Consider the following 16,842-nt stretch of genomic DNA (forward strand, 5'->3'; position numbering starts at 1 on the left):
CCACCACTGGATGAGGGAGCCGCGGGCCCCCGCCGGCCACCGGCGGGGGCCCGCGCCGCCGAGGTGATCTACCGGCCTTGAGCCCCACCCGCCGAAGTCGGTTGCGGCCCGGAGGCCCTCAGTCGCCGGATCCGGACGATTCCTCCGACTCCCGCTCGGCCATCGGCAGCGCCGCCGAGATCCGCAGGGACTGCTGCAGCAGGTCCCAGCCGACCAGCAGCCCCGGGCCGTCGCCCAGGTCCAGGCTCAGCCCGAAGTCCTCGGCCAGCCCGCCCTGCTTGGTCAGCTTCGCCACCACCGCGTGCGACGACCGGTTCGGCGCGTAGCACCACTTCGGGGCCGCCAGGGCGAAGTCGCGGGCGACCATCATCGCCGCCACCGCCGCCGGGCCGTCGATCAGTACCGGGACCGACCGGGACGCCGCGGTCACGATCGCGGCCGACATCGTGCCGATCGCCCCACCGGCCAGGCGCGTCACCAGCGCGTCCCCCTTGCGCTTGAAGCCGCGATTGAACGCCAGATGGTCCCGCAGCGCCGCCACCCGCGCCATCCACGAGGCGTCGTCGACCAGTCCGCCCGGGGCGTGGAGCTGCGGCATGAACGCGGTGACGTCCTCCTTGGCGATGAACGAGCACACCGCCACCGCCGCCGACGCCGCCCCCGCGCCGAGCCCGGCCACGAGCAGGATGTCGGCCCCGCCGTCGATCGCGCGGTCGGCCGTCTCGCGGCCCAGCGCCAGCGTCCGGGTCAGCGACGTCCCGTCCAGCAGCGGCCCGTCCTCGCCGAGACTCGCCCGGGTCTGCACGACCTCCACCGGGATGCCGGCCCGGGCGGCCTGCTCGCCGAGCAGGCCCTCGTTGCGCTGGGCCGCCAGCACCTGCTCCGGCAGCTCGACGGGCTCGCCGGCCGCCCAGTCGTCGGGGTACTCCCCGGCGAACAGCAGCATCCGCGGCGAGGCGAACGGCCGCGGGTCGTCGGTGCCCTGCATCCGCGCCGCCCACCCGACCGCGGGCCGGAGGTTCCCCAGGCCGGAGCCTTCGATCAGGGCGTTCTGGAGCCGGGTATTGGCTCGCGTGGTCCACACCCCGTTGGGGAATTTCGCCTTCAGGTCGTCGAGAGGTCCCGCATCGGTCGAATCTGTCACGCGATAAGGCTAACGCGGCGCCGATGCGGCACAATTGCGGACGTGACCACGATCGAGTTCGCCAAGGGGCACGGCACCGGGAACGACTTCGTCATCGTCCCCGACCTCGCCGACGAGCGCCCCCTCCGCGCCGACCAGGTGGCGGCCCTGTGCGACCGCCGCTTCGGCGTCGGCGGCGACGGCCTCCTCCGCGTGGTGCCCTCCGCCGAGCCCGGCGCCAAGTGGTTCATGGACTACCGCAACGCCGACGGCTCGGTCGCCGAGATGTGCGGCAACGGCGTGCGGGTGTTCGCCCGGTACCTCCTCGACCACGGCCTCGCCGACGGGCCCGAGATCCCCGTCGCCACCCGCGGCGGCATCAAGCACGTCGCCGTCGAAGGCGACCGCTTCAGCGTCGACATGGGACCGGCCGAGCTCGGACCGGCCTCCCGGGCGAGCCTCGGCGGCTCCACCTGGACCGGCCGGGCCGTGTCGATGGGCAACCCGCATCTGGTGTGCCACCTCGGCGACGACGAACGCCTCGACGAGCTCGAACTGTGCCACCGGCCGGAGCACGACCCCGCGGTCTTCCCCGACGGCGTCAACGTCGAGTTCGCGACCGGCACCGCCCCGCACGTGCGCATGCGCGTCCACGAGCGCGGCGTCGGCGAAACCGCCTCCTGCGGCACCGGCGCCTGCGCCGTCGCCGCGATCGCGCTCCGCCGAGACGGCGCCGGAACCGGTGTCTGCGAGGTCGAACTGCCCGGCGGCACCCTGACCGCCACCGTCACCGACCGGACCGTCCACCTGGCCGGCCCGGCCGTGATCGTCGCCGAAGGCACCGCCCGGATCCCCGGCGGCCGCTCCTAGCGCGTCGCCTGCTTGACCGCGGCGGCAACCGCCGGGGCCACGTGGGAGTCGAACACGCTCGGCACGATGTAGGTCGCGTTGACCTTGTCCTCGCCGACGCAGTCGGCCAGCGCCACGGCCGCCGCCAGCGCGGCCTCATCGGTCCAACCGCGCGCCTGCGCATCCAGCAGGCCCCGGAACACGCCCGGGAAGGCCAGCACGTTGTTGATCTGGTTCGGCGTGTCCGACCGCCCGGTCGCCACGATCGCCGCGTACCGGGCCGCCTCCGAAGGGCTGATCTCCGGGTCCGGGTTCGCCAGCGCGAACACGATCGGGTCCTTGGCCATCCTGCCCACGTCCGAACCCTTGAGGATGTTCGGTGCGCTCACCCCGATGAACACGTCCGAGCCCTCCACGGCCCCCGCCAGGTCCCCCGAGTAGTTCTCCTTGTTGAACGCCGAGGCCAGCCACTGCCAGGTCTCGTTGTCGGTCTCCATGCCCTCGTGGAGCGCCCCGTCCCGGTCGACCGGCACGATGTCGCCGATACCGGCCTTGGCCAGCAGCCGCATGATCGCCGTTCCGGCCGCCCCGCAGCCGACCACCGTGGCCCGCGCCTTGCCGATGTCCTTGCCGACCACCCGCAGCGCGTTGGTCAGCGCCGCCAGCACCACGATCGCGGTGCCGTGCTGGTCGTCGTGGAACACCGGGATGTCGACCCGCTCGCGCAGTCGCTTCTCGATCTCGAAGCAGCGCGGCGCCGCGATGTCCTCCAGGTTCACGCCGCCGTAGGTCGGGGCCATCGCCGTGACGATGTCGACGATCTCGTCGGTGTCCTGGGTGTCCAGGCACACCGGCCAGGCGTCCACGTCGGCGAACTTCTTGAACAGGGCCGCCTTGCCCTCCATCACCGGCATCGCCGCCGCCGGGCCGATGTTGCCCAGCCCGAGGACGGCCGAGCCGTCGGAGACCACCGCGACGGTGTTGCGCTTGATCGTCAGGCGCCGGGCGTCGTCGGGGTTGTCGGCGATCGCCATGCACACCCGAGCCACGCCCGGGGTGTAGGCCATGGACAGGTCGTCGCGGTTCTTCAGCGGCACCTTCGGCCGGACCTCGATCTTGCCGCCGAGGTGCAGCAGGAACGTCCGGTCCGAGACCTTTTTGACCTCGAAGTCCGGCATCGTCTCGAGGATCTGCGTGATCTGCTCTCCGTGGACGGAGTCGGTGGTGTCGCAGGTGAGGTCGACGACCATCCGCCTGTTGTCGGAGGAGACCACGTCCAGCGCGGTCACGATCGCGCCGGCCTGCCCGACCACGGTCGCCAACCGCCCGGCGGCGCCCGGATCGGCCGAGAGCGCCAGGCGCACCGTGATGGAGAAACCGGCGCTGGTCAGTCGCGCTGCAGTCATGCCACTCCTTGCTGGACGGCCACGGCGACGCGCACAGAGCCCGGGGACCGGCCACGTCGTCGTGGACAAGCGGAACGAATACCTGTGATTCTGCCACCATCCCGCGTCCCCCCGCCCCCGGCCGGACCCGCCCCCGGCCGCCGGAGGTCCGCGGCGCCGAATATTCGCTTCTGTCGGCGCCCGAGACGTGTCAAGCTTGGGGTAATGCTGAACCACGAACCACCCACCGGGTCCCCCTCCACCGGGGAACTGGACCTCGAGGCGCGACAAGCGCTGCGGCGCGTCTCCGGACTCGCCTCCACCGAGCTGGCCGACGTCACCGACGCCGAGTACCGGCGCCTGCGCATCGAGCAGGTGGTCCTGGTCGGCGTGTGGACCGAGGGCACCCCCGAGGACGCCGAGAACTCCATGGCCGAGCTGGCCGCGCTCGCCGAGACCGCCGGCGCGCTGGTCGTCGACGGGCTGCTCCAGCGCCGCTCCAAGCCCGACGCCGGCACTTTCATCGGCGCCGGCAAGGTCCGAGAGGTCACCGAGACCGTCGAGGCGCTCGGCGCCGACACCGTCATCTGCGACGGCGAGCTGTCGCCGGGCCAACTGATCGCCCTGGAGAAGGCGATCAACGTCAAGGTCATCGACCGCACCGCCCTGATCCTGGACATCTTCGCCCAGCACGCCAAAAGCTCCGAGGGCAAAGCCCAGGTCGAGCTGGCGCAGCTCCAGTACCTGCTGCCGCGTCTGCGCGGCTGGGGCCAGGCGATGAGCCGCCAGGCCGGCGGCCGCGCCGGAGGCGGCACCGGCGGCGTGGGCCTGCGCGGCCCAGGTGAGACCAAGCTCGAGACCGACCGGCGCCGCATCCGCGCCAGGGTCGCCAAACTCCGGCGCGACCTCGCCAAGCTGACGGTCACCCGCGAGACCAAGCGCGATTCGCGCACCCGCAACCGCGTCCCGGGCGTGGCGATCGCCGGCTACACCAACGCCGGCAAGTCCAGCGTCCTCAACTCCCTGACCGACGCCGGCATCCTGGTCCAGGACGCCCTGTTCGCGACCCTCGACACCGCCACGCGCCGCTCGCGCACCTCCGAGGGCCGCGAATACACCCTCTCCGACACCGTCGGCTTCGTCCGCCACCTGCCCCACCAGTTGGTCGAGGCATTCCGGTCCACCCTCGAGGAGGTCGCCGAGTCCGACCTCATCCTCCACGTGATCGACGGCTCCCACGCCGACCCGGTCGGCCAGGCCGACGCGGTCCGCGAGGTCCTCGCCGAGGTCGGCGCCGACGAGGTCCCCGAACTGCTGGTGGTCAACAAGGTCGACGCGGTCGAGCCCGACCTGCTGCTGCAGTTGCGCTCCGACTGGCCCGACGCGGTGTTCGTGTCCGCCCGGACCGGCGAAGGCGTCGACAAACTGCGGGACGCCATCGAGCGGACCCTCCCGCAGCCGGACGTCACGCTCGAAGTGTGCGTGCCCTACGTCCGCGGTGACCTGGTCTCCCGCGTGCGCTCCCGCGGTGAGGTGCTCTCGACCGAGCACCGGGGCGACGGGACGGCCATGACCGTCCGCGTCGACGCCGCCCTGGCGGGCGAATTGCGGCCGTTCGTCCGCCAATCCGACTGAATATTCGTGGTCCCGAACATGTCTCGCAGGGGTCTCGGCGCCTGCCCGCCGTGTTCTGGAACACTTGCCTGATGCGAGAACGCCCTCGGGTATCCCCCACCTGGATGAAGCTGCGTATCGCCGCACTCGCGGCCTGCGCCGTCCTGGCGTCGACCGCATCCCCGGTGCTCGCGCAGGAAGAGGACGAGGACGAGCCCAGCGGAGAGAAGCTCTGCGACCTGCATGACAACCGGCTGCAGGAGGCCTCCGGCATCGCCGCCGACCCCGGCGGCGACGGCTGGTGGATCCTGCCCGACGGCGCCAGCGACCAGCAGGTCGGCGGGATGTGGATCTTCCGGGTCGGCGCCGACTGCAACGTGCGCGACTCCGAGAGCATCTACCTCGACCACCCGCCGCTCGACCCCCAGGCGCTGGCGGTCGACTCGGGCGGGTTCGTGTGGGCGGCCGACCTCGGCGAGCACGACGGCACCCGAACCACCGTGGCGATCACCCAGATCGAACCGGGGAACACCGCCAACAACGTGATCTTCCGCCTGGCCTATCCGGATGGACTCAAGCACGGCGAGGCGTTCATCCTGCTGCCCGACGGCAAGATCCCGCTGGTGATCCCCTCGGTCGAGGGCCAGGCCCCGATCTACATGCCCACCACCGAGAAGCAGAGCCAGAACACCCCGACCCGACTGGCCGGCACCGTGCAGTTGACCGAGGGCGGCACCGTCACCGGCGCGGCCCTCAACGCCGACGCCACGAAGGTGGTCCTGCGCACCGCCACCCACGCCTACGAGTGGGAGGTCAAGGACGGCGACCCGGTCCAGGCGATGACCGACACCGAGCCGCTCATCACCGAGCTCGGCGCCGAATCCCGGGGCCAGGACATCACCTACGGGGCCGACGGCGAGTTCGTCACCCTCGCCAAGTCCGACGAAGCGGGCACCTTCGCCACCATCACGCGGTACACCCCGGCCGAGCCGGAGCCCGAGGAGCCGGCCGAGGACGAGGGCGGCGACGAGGCCGCCGCCGAGGGCGACGACGAGGGCTTCGTCGACTGGCTGCTGGGCCTGGGCTTCACCACCATCGTCAGGATCCTGACCGGCATCGCGATCTTCGGCTTCCTGATCATGCTGGCGGGCATCCTCGTGATCCGCAAGCACCGCCGGGAGCACCGCGAAGCCGAAGCGGACGACGAGCCCGGCTTCGCCCGCGAGGAATCGGCCTTCGGCGACGTCGGAGACGACCCCCTCCCGCCCGATCCGGTCGACCTCGGCATCGACGCCGGCCAGCCCGACCCGGAGGTCGGGCAGCTCGCGCAGAGCGCCGGCTCGGTGTACGGCGGCCCGCAGGCCGAGCAGGGCGGCAACGTCTACGGCGCCCCCGCCGCGGAGGAGCCGTCGGGCACCGTCTACGGCGCGCCGAAGCAGGAGGCCCGGCCCGGTCCGGTCGGCCCGGTCTACGGCGCTCCCCGGCAGGAGCCCCGGTACGGCGCCTTCGAGGGCGCCGGACACGGCAGCATCTACAACGACGTCGGCGAGTCCTTCGCGGTCGAGCCACCGCCGCCGCCCCCGCCACCGGCGCCCGCCCCTCCCCGGCAGGCGGCACCCTCGCCACCGGCCCCGCCCGCGGGCGGGGGCCACGGTGCGCCGCGCGAAGAGGGCGGCAGCGTATACGGAGCGCAGCAGGAACCGGGCGGAACGGTCTACGGCGCGGGGAACCGGGAACGGACCCCGGAGCAGGACGACGACTACTGGGGCCCGCCCCAAGGCGGCCGGGGCCGCTAGGCCGCACCCACTCACCGGTGCGGCCGCGGAGGTGCGTACCGGGTCAGATTCTGCGGAGGACGGCCACCACGCGCCCCAGGATCTCGGCCTCGGTGGCGTCGATCGGATCGTAGAGCGCGTTGGCGGGCATCAGCCACGGCTGGCCGCTCTTGCGCTTCCAGGTCTTGACGGTGGCCTCGCCGTCGATCATGGCGGCGACGATCTCCCCGTTGAGCGCGTCGGGCTGCTGTCGCACCACCACCCAGTCGCCGTCGGCGATGGCCGCCTCGATCATCGAGTCGCCCTTCACCCGCAGCAGGAAGTGGACGCCTTCGCCCACGAACTCGGCCGGCAGCGGCATGACGTCGTAGTCGCGCTCCTCGGCCAGTATCGGCTGCCCCGCGGCGATCTCGCCGACCATCGGGACGTAGCGCGGCCGCGGATGCTGCGAGCAGGTCTGGACGCCCCCCGGCGTGGCCTGCTTGACGCCGACCGCGCGCGGGCGCCCGGCCAGCCGGTTGAGGTAGCCCTTCCGTTCGAGCTGCTTCATCTGGTAGGCGACGCTGGAGGCCGACGCCAGCCCGACTTCGGCGCCGATCTCGCGGACGCTCGGCGGGTACCCCTTGTTGTTGATGAATTCCTCGATGTACTCGAGGACTTGCTGTTGCCGGCGAGTCAGCTTGCGCGTTTTCGTCCGGACTGAAGTGGTCTCGATAGCCACAGGATGCTCCTGTAAGACAAATGGGACGGTATGTCTGATTCCGACAATGTAGCTCAGGCTCTGTGTCAAGTCAAACATTCGTGCGACTTCGGCGTGTCGCGGGGCGTGTCCTAAGGGCGTACGACCTTGCTTACCACGGCCACCGGAGGCTCCCGCGCGCCGCACCGAACGCACGGACGGGTGAAATCGAGCTAGGATCAAATCAACATCTAGTGGTTTGCTGTATGGTTAGTCACTAGGTATTGGGGTTCCGGTGCCGTCCGCCGGGCCGCAGGGCACACTGGGCCCCACGGCGCGCGACCGCCGGACGCGATCGCGGCGACCGAGCCTGTCGGACCCGGGCGGGAAGATCGCCCTGAAGGAGAATAGCTATGCGATGCCCTTACTGTCGCCATCCCGACAGTCGTGTGGTCGACTCCCGTGAGGGCGAGGACGGCAAGCTCATCCGTCGCCGACGAGTCTGCCAGCAGTGCGAGAAGCGCTTCACCACCGTCGAGGAGTCGGTCCTCGCGGTCGTCAAGCGCAGCGGGGCCACCGAGCCGTTCAGCCGCGAGAAGGTGGCCCAGGGCGTCATGAAGGCCTGCCAGGGCCGGCCGGTCGACGCCGACGACGTCCAGAAGCTGTCCCAGCAGGTCGAGGACGAGATCCGTTCCCGCGGCGTCGCCGAGGTACCGAGCAACCAGGTCGGCCTGGCGATCCTGGAGCCGCTGCGGCGGCTCGACGAGGTCGCCTTCCTGCGCTTCGCCAGCGTCTACCGCAGCTTCGACTCGCTGGAGGACTTCGAGGCCGCCATCCAGCAGCTGCGCGAGCAGCACGCCGCCAACCACAGCGGCTAGATCCCCCTCTCAACCAGCCAGGAAACGACGAGCAGACAAGGGCGAGGAGACATGCCGAAGACCAGCACCAAAGCCGGCGGCACGGCGAAGCGGGCGGCCGCGGGGCCGACCGGCGACAAACTGCGTATCGAACGGGTGTTCACGACGGAGGGTGTGCATCCGTACGACGAGGTGAAATGGGACCGCCGCGACGTGGTCATGACCAACTGGCGCGACGGCTCGGTCAACTTCGAACAGCGGGGCGTGGAGTTCCCCGAGTTCTGGAGCCAGAACGCCACCCAGATCGTGACCTCGAAGTACTTCCGCGGCGCCGTGGGCACCGACCAGCGCGAATCGAGCCTCAAGCAGCTCATCGACCGGGTCGTCCACACCTACCGGAAGGCGGGGGAGGAGCACGGCTACTTCGCATCCGGCCAGGACGCCGGGATCTTCGCCGACGAACTCACCTGGCTCCTGCTCCACCAGTACTTCAGCTTCAACTCGCCGGTCTGGTTCAACGTCGGAACCGAAGCGGCAGAGCAGGTGTCGGCATGCTTTATCCTAAGTGTAGACGACACAATGGAATCCATTCTGGACTGGTATAAGGAAGAGGGGATGATCTTCAAGGGCGGCTCCGGGGCCGGGGTCAACCTCTCGAAGATCCGCGCCTCGGCCGAACTGCTCTCCAGCGGCGGCAACGCCTCCGGCCCGATCAGCTTCATGCGCGGGGCCGACGCCTCGGCCGGCACCATCAAATCAGGTGGGGCCACCCGCCGGGCCGCCAAGATGGTCGTGCTCGACGTCGAACACCCCGACATCGAGGAGTTCATCGACACCAAGGCCCGGGAAGAGGAGAAGATCCGTGCCCTGCGCGACGCCGGCTTCGACGTCGACCTCGGCGGCGCCGACATGTTCAGCGTCCAGTACCAGAACGCCAACAACTCCGTGCGCGTCTCCGACGAGTTCATGCGCGCGGTGGAGGCCGGCGGCGACTACGCCCTGACCGGACGTCTGGACGGCAAGGAGATCTCCCGCCGCGACGCCCGCGAGGTCTTCCGCAAGATGGCCGAGGCCGCCTGGGAGTGCGCCGACCCCGGCATCCAGTACGACGACACCATCAACGACTGGCACACCAACCCGAACACCGACCGCATCTACGCGTCCAACCCGTGCTTCCCGGGCGACCAGCGTGTCGCGACCGACAAGGGCCTGATCAAGATCGGGGACCTGGTGCGGCGCTCCGCCGAAGGCGAGACCTTCGCGGTGTTCACCAACGACGTCACCGCCGAGAACGACGCCGCCGACCGGGTCGTGGCGACGAACCCGGTGCGATACATGGTCACCGGCACCAACGAGATCATCGAACTGCGGTTCTCCGACGGCTCGCGCCTCCGCTGCACACCGAATCACCGGGTCTGGACGAAGAACCGCGGCTGGGTCCACGCCGACCGGCTCGAGCCCGAGGACCGGGTCGTGCGGTCGAACCAGTACGCACCGCGCTCCTCGGCGAGCACCGCGGTCCCGCGGGGGGCGATCGAGGCCGCGCATCGGGTGGCGGAAGCCGGCAACTCCGCGGTTCTCCTGCCTGAGAAGTGGGATGAGGATCCCGATCTCGCGCACTTCCTGGGCTGGGTCATCGGTGACGGTTGCGTGAAGCGGGACGGAGTCGTCACCGTCTACGGCACCGAAGAGGAGCAGCAAGAGGTCCTGCCGCGTCACCAGCGACTCCTCCAGCGGATCACCGGCCGGCTCAGCAAGCCGAGCCTGCAGTCCAACGGCACCGTTCAGCTTCGCTCGATGCGTTCGAGTCTCGCGGCCTTCTTCGGCGAGCTCGGATTCTCAACCGGTCGGGCCGGTGAGAAGACGTTGCCCGAAGCGCTCTTCGAAGCGGACGAGGACACCCTCGTCGACTTCCTCCAGGGCCTGTTCGACGCCGACGGCTGTGTGGTCGAGCAGAACAACGGAACCCGCTACATCGGCCTCAGCAGCAAGTCCGAAGAGCTGCTCCTCGGCGTGCAGGAGACGCTGGCGTCGCTGGGCGTCAGTGCCCGCATTCACCGCACCGACGAGAAGAAGGCAACGTTCAAGTACACGAGGAAGGACGGCTCTGAGGTCGAGTACGCCCCCGAGGGCCCCTTCTTCGATCTGCGGATCAGCGGGCCCTCGATGGTCGAGTTCGCCTCGTTGATCGGCTTCGGAATCCAGAGCAAGACGGACAGGCTCGCCTCGGTGCTCGATTACAAGGTCCGGTACAACACCGATCGGACCGTGCGCCTGGTCAGCCGCGAGAACGTCGGCTTCGAGACGACTTACAACCTGACAGAGCCGCGCAACCACTCCTACATCGTCGGCGGTGTCGTCGTCGCGAACTGCAGCGAGTACATGTCGCTCGACAACTCCTCGTGCAACCTCGCCAGCCTGAATCTGATGAAGTTCCTGGGCGAGGACGGCTCGTTCGACGTCGAGCGGTTCGTGAAGGCGGTCGAGTTCGTCATCACCGCCATGGAGATCTCGATCTCCTTCGCCGACTTCCCGACCGAGAAGATCGGCCGGACCACCCGCGATTACCGGCAATTGGGCATCGGGTACTCCAATCTCGGTGCGCTGCTGATGAACTCCGGCCAGGCCTACGACTCCGAGGAGGGCCGCGCCACGGCCGCGGCGATCACCGCGCTCATGACCGGCGCCTCCTACCGCCGCTCGGCCGAGATCGCCGGAGCGGTCGGGCCGTACGCCGGCTACGAGGTCAACGCCGAACCGCACCGGCGGGTCATGCGGAAGCACGCCGAGGCCTGCGAGGAGGTCCGCACCTTCGGGGACGTGGACGCCACGATCCTCCAGGCGGCCAAGGACGAGTGGGCCCGCGGCAACGAGATCGGCCGGACCAACGGCTGGCGCAACGCCCAGGCGAGTGTGATCGCTCCCACGGGCACTATCTCCTTCATGCTCGACTGCGACACCACGGGAATCGAGCCCGATCTCGCGTTGGTCAAGCACAAGAAGCTGGTCGGCGGCGGGTCGATGGAGATCGTCAACCAGTCGGTGCCCGGCGCCCTGTCCCGGCTCGGCTACGACGAGGAGGACGTCAAGGCGATCGTCGACCACATCGCCGAGCACGGCCACGTGATCGACGCCCCGGCCCTGGCCGAGGAGCACTACTCCGTGTTCGACTGCGCCATGGGCGAACGCGCCATCTCGCCGATGGGGCACGTCAACATGATGGCCGCGGTGCAGCCATTCCTAAGCGGATCCGTGAGCAAGACCGTCAACCTGCCGGAGTCGGCCACCGTCGAGGACATCGAGCAGGTCTACTTCGAGAGCTGGAAGCTCGGCCTGAAGGCCCTGGCGGTCTACCGCGACAACTGCAAGGTCGGCCAGCCGCTGTCGGCCAAGAAGAAGGAGATCGACACCGAGGTCGAAGAGGTCGTGGAGAAAGTCGTCGAGGAGATGTCGGTGCACTCGCCGGTGCGGCGCAAGCTGCCGAAGCGCCGCCCGTCGCACACGACCTCCTTCAGCGTCGGCGGCGCCGAAGGCTACATGACCGTCTCGACCTATCCGGACAACGGGCCCGGCGAGGTCTTCCTGAAGATGTCGAAGCAGGGCTCGACCCTCGCGGGGGTCATGGACGCGCTGTCGGTGGCGATCTCGATCGCGATGCAGTACGGCGTGCCGCTCGAGAAGTACGTCGAGAAGTTCACCAACATGCGGTTCGAGCCGGCGGGGATGACCGACGACCCGGACATCCGGATGGCGTCCTCGGTGGTCGACTACATCTTCCGCCGCCTGGCGCTCGACCACCTGCCGTACGAGGACCGGGCCGCACTGGGCATCCTGACCACGGCCGAGCGCACCGCCGAGATCAACGGCGAGGACCCGTCCAAGGTGGCGTCGGAGTCCCAGGTGGACCTCGACGAGCTCCGGTCCTCCGCCCCGGTCGCGGAGGCCGTCAAGGAGGAGCTGAAGCTCGAGCCCAAGCGCTCGCGGGCCGACGTCCTGCACTCGGCGCAGACCCGGAGCGCCGACGCGCCGCTGTGCGTCAACTGCGGCACGAAGATGCGCCCGGCCGGATCGTGCTACACCTGCGAGGGCTGCGGCGCCACCAGCGGCTGCAGCTAAGACCGACGGCGGGGGCCGGGCGCCGCCCGGCCCCCGCTCGCCTCTCAGCCTCGCCCGAGCGCGGTGCAGACGCATGCCTCGTTCCCCTCGGGGTCGGCCAGGACCCACCAGGAGGGCGCGAATTCGCGCGAGAGCATGCGGCCGCCGGCGGCCAGCGCCGCCTCGATGCGCGCCTCGGCCCGGTCGTGAGGCACCCACACGTCGACGTGGATCCGGTTGCGCTGCGGGCGCGGCCGGTCCATCTGCTGGAACCAGAAGAAGGCGCCCCGGCCCCGGGGATCGATGAGGTCCTCGTCGGGGCTGTCGGCTCTGGGCTCGTATCCGAGCACCGCGCGCCAGAACGGCATCACCTCGGCTCGGTCCAGGGCGTCGATGCTGACCTGGATCGTCTGGATGCCCTCCGGTTCGGCCTCCAGCCCCTGATCCCGGGCCACCGCCGAGATCGCCTCGGCCAGCGCGAGGTCGGTCTCGCCGGGGCCGTAGTGGTCCTCGGTGATGGTGACCAGGCGGACGGTGGCGCCGTCGGCGCGGAGGTCGATGGCCGGCGGGTGCCGGTCGGCGCCGTCGAGTCGGGCGACCGCCTCGGCGAACCGTATTCCGGCCGCGAGGGAACCGGTGCGGTAGTGGGCGCAGGCGCCTTCGCCGACCAGTCGCCAGTCTTGGAGGCCGTCGGCCTCGAGGAACGCTGTGATGGTGTTCTCTACTCCCATGCCGCGAGGCTATCGGCCGCCTCCGACGTTGGGGCTCGGTTTCCTCCTGCGCCGGTGTTCGTCGTCCGCGGGGGTCGGCCCGCCGCGTTAGGGTTCCGGTGTGGAATTGATCGGTGTCGGCCGCGCCTCGCGGGTGTTCGCCCTGGATGAGCGCAGGGTGCTGCGGCGCTGTGCGTTCGATGTGGGCGCGGAGGCGCGGGTGATGCGCCTGGTGCGCGAGGCGGGCTGTCCGGTGCCGGAGGTCCTGGAGGCGTCCGGCGGCGACCTGGTGCTGGAGCGGCTGCGCGGGCCCACGCTCGCGGCCGAGCTGCTGGCCGGCGCCGTCCGGGTGGAGGCGGCCGCGGAGATGCTGCTGGGGCTGCATGAGCGGCTGCACGGTGTCGAGGCGCCCGCATGGGTGCCGCGTTCGACGCGGGGGATCGATATGGGCGGCGGGGCGGCGGGGGCCCGGATGCTGCATCTGGACCTGCATCCGGAGAACGTCGTCCTCACCGATCGGGGCCCGTATCTGATCGACTGGACCAATGCCGCCGCCGGGGCTCCGGCGTTCGATTTCGCCGTCACGTGGGCGATTCTCGCCGGGGCGGACTTCGCCGGTTTCGGTTTGGGGCCGGAACTGGTCGAGGCGGTCCGGACGGGGCTGGTGGAGCGGTTCCGCCAGGCGGCGCCGGCGGCCGCCAGGGCGGTCGCGGTCGAGTACCGGGCGGCCGATGCCGCGCTGGAGGAGGCCGAGATCGAGCGGATCCGGGGCGAGCTCGGCCGGGGGTGACGGTCCGGATGGGAGCCTTGAGCGAGCTCAATGGATCCGGGTGTTCACATTCCGTGGTGAATCGGGGTCCTTTCCGCCCGAGCGGCGCAAAACCGCAATAGGGATCGAAGCGGCCCGATACGAGGTCATAGACTCTCTTCATGCAATCCGTCTCGCCATCCCCCGGCGCCGGAATCGACCCCGAAGCCGCCGCGGCCCGGTTCGCCGAGGTCGGCGGGCGCCCGCTGGATCCGGGAGCGGCGCTCGTGGTCTACCGGCTCGGCGAGGGTTGGTGCGAGGTCGCGGTGGTCCGCGAGGCCGGGGACCGGCACCTGGTGGCCGCCGGGCGGTCGGCGCCGATCGGGGGCCGGGATTTCGACGAGCTCCTGCTCGCCTACCTCTCCGGTCGCCACCACGACGCCTCGCCGAGGTTCTGGGACCGCCTCGGCGGTCCGTCCGGCGCCGCCGACGACGATCTGCGGGCGATGCTGCTGGGCGAGATCAGGCGGGCCCGCGAGCGTCTGTCGGAGGCCGAGGAGGCGATCGTGTCGGTCCCCCGGGTCGACCTCGAGCTGGGGCTGGGCCGGGTCGAGCTCGAGACTCGGCTGCGCGATCTGGTCGGGCAGACCGTCGACCTGGTGGAGGCGGTTCTGGGCGACACCGGTCTGGCGGCGAGCGAGCTGTCCGGGCTGCTGCTGGCCGGGGGCGCCGCCCGGACGCCGCTGGTGCGCGCCGAGCTGCATCGGCGGCTCGACCTCGAGCCGGTGTTCACCGCGGGGACGGTCGGTGCCGTCGGCGAGACCGCCTCGCCGTCGGCCGAGCCCGATGGTTCCGAGGGCGGGGTTCCGGACGGCCCGCCGCGGCGGCGGACGCCGCTGCGCGTGGGCGTGTTCGCCTCGGTGCTGCTGATGCTCCTCGTGGCCGGGGCGGCGTTCGGCACCAAGCTGGGCGACCACCCGCCGCCGGGGGCCGCCGACGTGAGCGATGGGGCGCCGGAGGGCCGGGATCCGAGCGGTACGCCCTCGGCCTCGCCCGGCGCCGGCGAGGCCGGCCAGGGCGGTGAGGAGTCCGAATCGCCGGGTTCCGGTGCCGGTGAGCCGGCCGACCCGCCCGCTTCGCCCGATGCCGACGCCGGTGAGGAGCCGACCACCGAGGCGGCCACGGCCGCGCCGGTCCCCGACGTGGTGGGCGGGTCGGCCGGACAGGCCCGCGACGACCTGGACGAGGCCGGATTCACCGAGGTGGAGTTCGAGGGGCGGTGGAGCTCGATCTTCGATTTCTCCCGCGCGGACTGCGAGGTCATCGAGCAGGACCCCGCCGCCGGCGCCGAGCACGGGTTCTCGGACCGGGTCACGGTCACCTTCGCCTACCACGGGAGCGATTCCTCCGACTGCTTCGATTGAGTCGTCCGCGGCACTGGGATTGAGAGTGCAGCACGGTCGTGCTATTTTTACGGGGTGCGCAAGGGCGAACTCACCAGGCAGGCGATCCTCGACGTCGCCGTCCGCATGGCCCGCTACAACGGGCTGTCCGGGCTGACGATCGGGTCGCTGGCCGCCGCCTGTGACATGTCGAAGTCGGGCGTCTACGCCCACTTCAAGTCCAAAGAGGCCCTGCAAATGGCCTGCATGGACCGCAACGCCGAGCAGTTCTCCGACGAGGTCGTCCGCCCCGCGCTCGCCAAGCCGCGGGGGCTCTCCCGGCTCCGGGCCCTGGTGGAGAACTGGATGTACTGGTACTCGCGGCCCGGCGGCTGCCTCTACATGGCCGCCGCCGCCGAATTCGACGACCTGGCGGGTCCCTTGCACGACAAGATGGTCGCCGACCAGCGCGACCTCATCGACGCCCTCGCCCGCATCGCCGACACCGCCGTCGCCGAAGGCGAGCTGCCCGAGACCACCGACGTCGCCCAGATGGCGCAGGAGGTCTTCGGCACCCTGTTGTCCTATAGCTGGATGCACCGCATCCTGGACGAACCCGACGCCGCCGATCGAGCCTGGCGGGCGTTCAACCGCGTGGTCGAGAGTCGTGCGGAATTACGTCTCCGCGGCCGGCCGCGCGACCCGCTACTGAACCAGAAAGGCGCACCCATGGCGCAAACCGCACCGGGCAACGGCTCCAAACAAAAAAGCACGACCGTTCGCGCCCCTTGGCACCTGCGGGCCGCGTTCACCGCCGCCGAGCGCTTCGCACCCGCACCCGCGGCCAAGATCCTCAGCCGCATGTGGTTCAAGGTGCCCGGCGGCCCGCAGCGCCGACTGCGCGGGCAGGCCCCCGCCGGCGCCGAGGTCTTCGGCGTCGACTGCCTCGGCGAGGAGATCTGGGGATACGACTGGGGCGAGGGCCCCCTGGTCTATCTCGTCCACGGCTGGGGCGGTTCCACCGGCGACTTCCGGTACCTCGCCGCCTCCCTGGCGGCCGCGGGCATGAGGGTGGTCGCCTTCGACTCGCCCAGCCACGGCAACTCCGGGCCGAGCCCGTACGGCGAGCGCCACACCGACGCCTTGCACATGGCCGAGGCCATGCGGGTCGTGATCGACAAGTTCGGCCCGCCCGAGGCGGTCGTCGCGCACTCGCTGGGCTGCCTGACGGCCGTGCTCGGCATGCGCGAGGCCGGCATCGACCTGTCCGCGCCGCGCCTGGCGCTCATCGCCCCGTTCATCGGCGGCGTCACCGGCTTCGCCGACACGCTCGGCTCGATCGTCCCGGTCGGCCCTCGCATACTCGGGCGGTTCGTCCCGCTGGTCGAGGCGCGCGCCGGAGTGGCCCTGGGCGACGTCACGCTCATGGACCCGGTGGTCGAGGCGCCCACGCTGATCGTCCACGACACCTGGGACCGGCCCAATCCCTTCCGGCACGGCAAGGCCCTGTCCGAGGCGTGGCCGAACGCCCGGCTGATGGCCACCGAGGGCCTGGGGCACCGCAAGGTCCTGGTCGGGCCCGAGGTCCACCGGCGGGTGACCGGCTTCGCCATGGGGGATTGAGC

The 16,842-nt window shown here is 70.7% G+C and carries 12 protein-coding genes; 8 read left to right on the top strand and 4 right to left on the bottom strand.

The genetic code is table 11. From position 1 onward, the window contains the following. Positions 1-118: 118 nt before the first annotated feature. A complete protein-coding gene (locus CUT39_RS11890; RefSeq protein WP_100446788.1) occupies positions 119-1,144 on the bottom strand; it encodes a nicotinate-nucleotide--dimethylbenzimidazole phosphoribosyltransferase in 1,026 nt (341 codons plus the stop codon). A 51-nt stretch (positions 1,145-1,195) separates the two neighbouring features. Here CUT39_RS11890 and dapF point away from each other — a divergent pair, with 51 nt between their 5' ends. Further along, positions 1,196-1,993: a diaminopimelate epimerase gene (dapF, locus tag CUT39_RS11895; protein ID WP_100447108.1), complete on the top strand. Its 798-nt coding sequence runs from the start codon at positions 1,196-1,198 to the stop codon at positions 1,991-1,993. On the opposite strand, the gene CUT39_RS11900 is transcribed toward dapF, so the two are convergent. Continuing rightward, a complete protein-coding gene (locus CUT39_RS11900) occupies positions 1,990-3,378 on the bottom strand; it encodes an NAD-dependent malic enzyme (RefSeq protein WP_100446790.1) in 1,389 nt (462 codons plus the stop codon). The two genes, dapF and CUT39_RS11900, sit on opposite strands and share 4 nt — an antisense overlap. Before the next feature lie 204 nt (positions 3,379-3,582). Between CUT39_RS11900 and hflX the strand changes: the two genes are divergently transcribed. Both hflX and CUT39_RS20315 read left to right on the top strand, forming a co-directional pair. Next, a complete protein-coding gene (gene hflX / locus CUT39_RS11905; RefSeq protein ID WP_100446792.1) occupies positions 3,583-4,992 on the top strand; it encodes a GTPase HflX in 1,410 nt (469 codons plus the stop codon). A gap of 71 nt (positions 4,993-5,063) precedes the next feature. Then, complete coding sequence (locus CUT39_RS20315) at positions 5,064-6,767, top strand: hypothetical protein (RefSeq protein WP_157930634.1); 1,704 nt, start codon at positions 5,064-5,066, stop codon at positions 6,765-6,767. A gap of 43 nt (positions 6,768-6,810) precedes the next feature. Here the strand turns inward: CUT39_RS20315 and lexA are convergent, their stop codons facing one another. After that, entirely contained in the window at positions 6,811-7,467 is a 657-nt protein-coding gene (gene lexA, locus CUT39_RS11915) for a transcriptional repressor LexA (protein WP_232805719.1), read from the bottom strand. Positions 7,468-7,838: 371 nt separating this feature from the next. Between lexA and nrdR the strand changes: the two genes are divergently transcribed. Continuing rightward, entirely contained in the window at positions 7,839-8,303 is a 465-nt protein-coding gene (nrdR, locus tag CUT39_RS11920; protein WP_100446796.1) for a transcriptional regulator NrdR, read from the top strand. Between the two features lie 51 nt (positions 8,304-8,354). After that, positions 8,355-12,398 carry a vitamin B12-dependent ribonucleotide reductase gene (locus tag CUT39_RS11925; protein ID WP_100446798.1) on the top strand — a complete coding sequence of 1,348 codons (4,044 nt, stop codon included), beginning with the start codon at positions 8,355-8,357 and terminating at the stop codon, positions 12,396-12,398. A gap of 44 nt (positions 12,399-12,442) precedes the next feature. On the opposite strand, the gene CUT39_RS11930 is transcribed toward CUT39_RS11925, so the two are convergent. After that, positions 12,443-13,108, bottom strand: coding sequence for a VOC family protein (locus CUT39_RS11930; protein WP_100446800.1), 666 nt, complete (start codon positions 13,106-13,108; stop codon positions 12,443-12,445). A gap of 100 nt (positions 13,109-13,208) precedes the next feature. Between CUT39_RS11930 and CUT39_RS11935 the strand changes: the two genes are divergently transcribed. From CUT39_RS11935 to CUT39_RS20320, 3 genes are all read left to right on the top strand, one after another. Continuing rightward, positions 13,209-13,877 (top strand): phosphotransferase, encoded by a 669-nt coding sequence (locus CUT39_RS11935; protein ID WP_157930635.1) that lies wholly within the window; start codon positions 13,209-13,211, stop codon positions 13,875-13,877. A gap of 140 nt (positions 13,878-14,017) precedes the next feature. After that, positions 14,018-15,259 (top strand): Hsp70 family protein, encoded by a 1,242-nt coding sequence (locus CUT39_RS11940; RefSeq protein WP_100446804.1) that lies wholly within the window; start codon positions 14,018-14,020, stop codon positions 15,257-15,259. Positions 15,260-15,313: 54 nt separating this feature from the next. Continuing rightward, the gene (locus CUT39_RS20320; protein ID WP_100446806.1) at positions 15,314-16,840 is read left to right on the top strand and encodes an alpha/beta fold hydrolase; all 1,527 of its coding nucleotides are present in this window, start codon (positions 15,314-15,316) and stop codon (positions 16,838-16,840) included. Positions 16,841-16,842 lie beyond the last annotated feature (2 nt).

This window comes from Glycomyces xiaoerkulensis, assembly GCF_002798405.1.
Classification (GTDB): domain Bacteria; phylum Actinomycetota; class Actinomycetes; order Mycobacteriales; family Micromonosporaceae; genus Glycomyces; species Glycomyces xiaoerkulensis.

Coding starts and splice junctions, on each gene's coding strand:
- CUT39_RS11940 (WP_100446804.1), top strand. CDS start 14,018: ATGCAATCCGTCTCGCCATCCCCCGGCGCCGGAATCGACCCCGAAGCC.
- nrdR (WP_100446796.1), top strand. CDS start 7,839: ATGCGATGCCCTTACTGTCGCCATCCCGACAGTCGTGTGGTCGACTCC.
- CUT39_RS11930 (WP_100446800.1), bottom strand. CDS start 13,108: ATGGGAGTAGAGAACACCATCACAGCGTTCCTCGAGGCCGACGGCCTC.
- hflX (WP_100446792.1), top strand. CDS start 3,583: ATGCTGAACCACGAACCACCCACCGGGTCCCCCTCCACCGGGGAACTG.
- CUT39_RS20315 (WP_157930634.1), top strand. CDS start 5,064: ATGCGAGAACGCCCTCGGGTATCCCCCACCTGGATGAAGCTGCGTATC.
- CUT39_RS11925 (WP_100446798.1), top strand. CDS start 8,355: ATGCCGAAGACCAGCACCAAAGCCGGCGGCACGGCGAAGCGGGCGGCC.
- CUT39_RS11900 (WP_100446790.1), bottom strand. CDS start 3,378: ATGACTGCAGCGCGACTGACCAGCGCCGGTTTCTCCATCACGGTGCGC.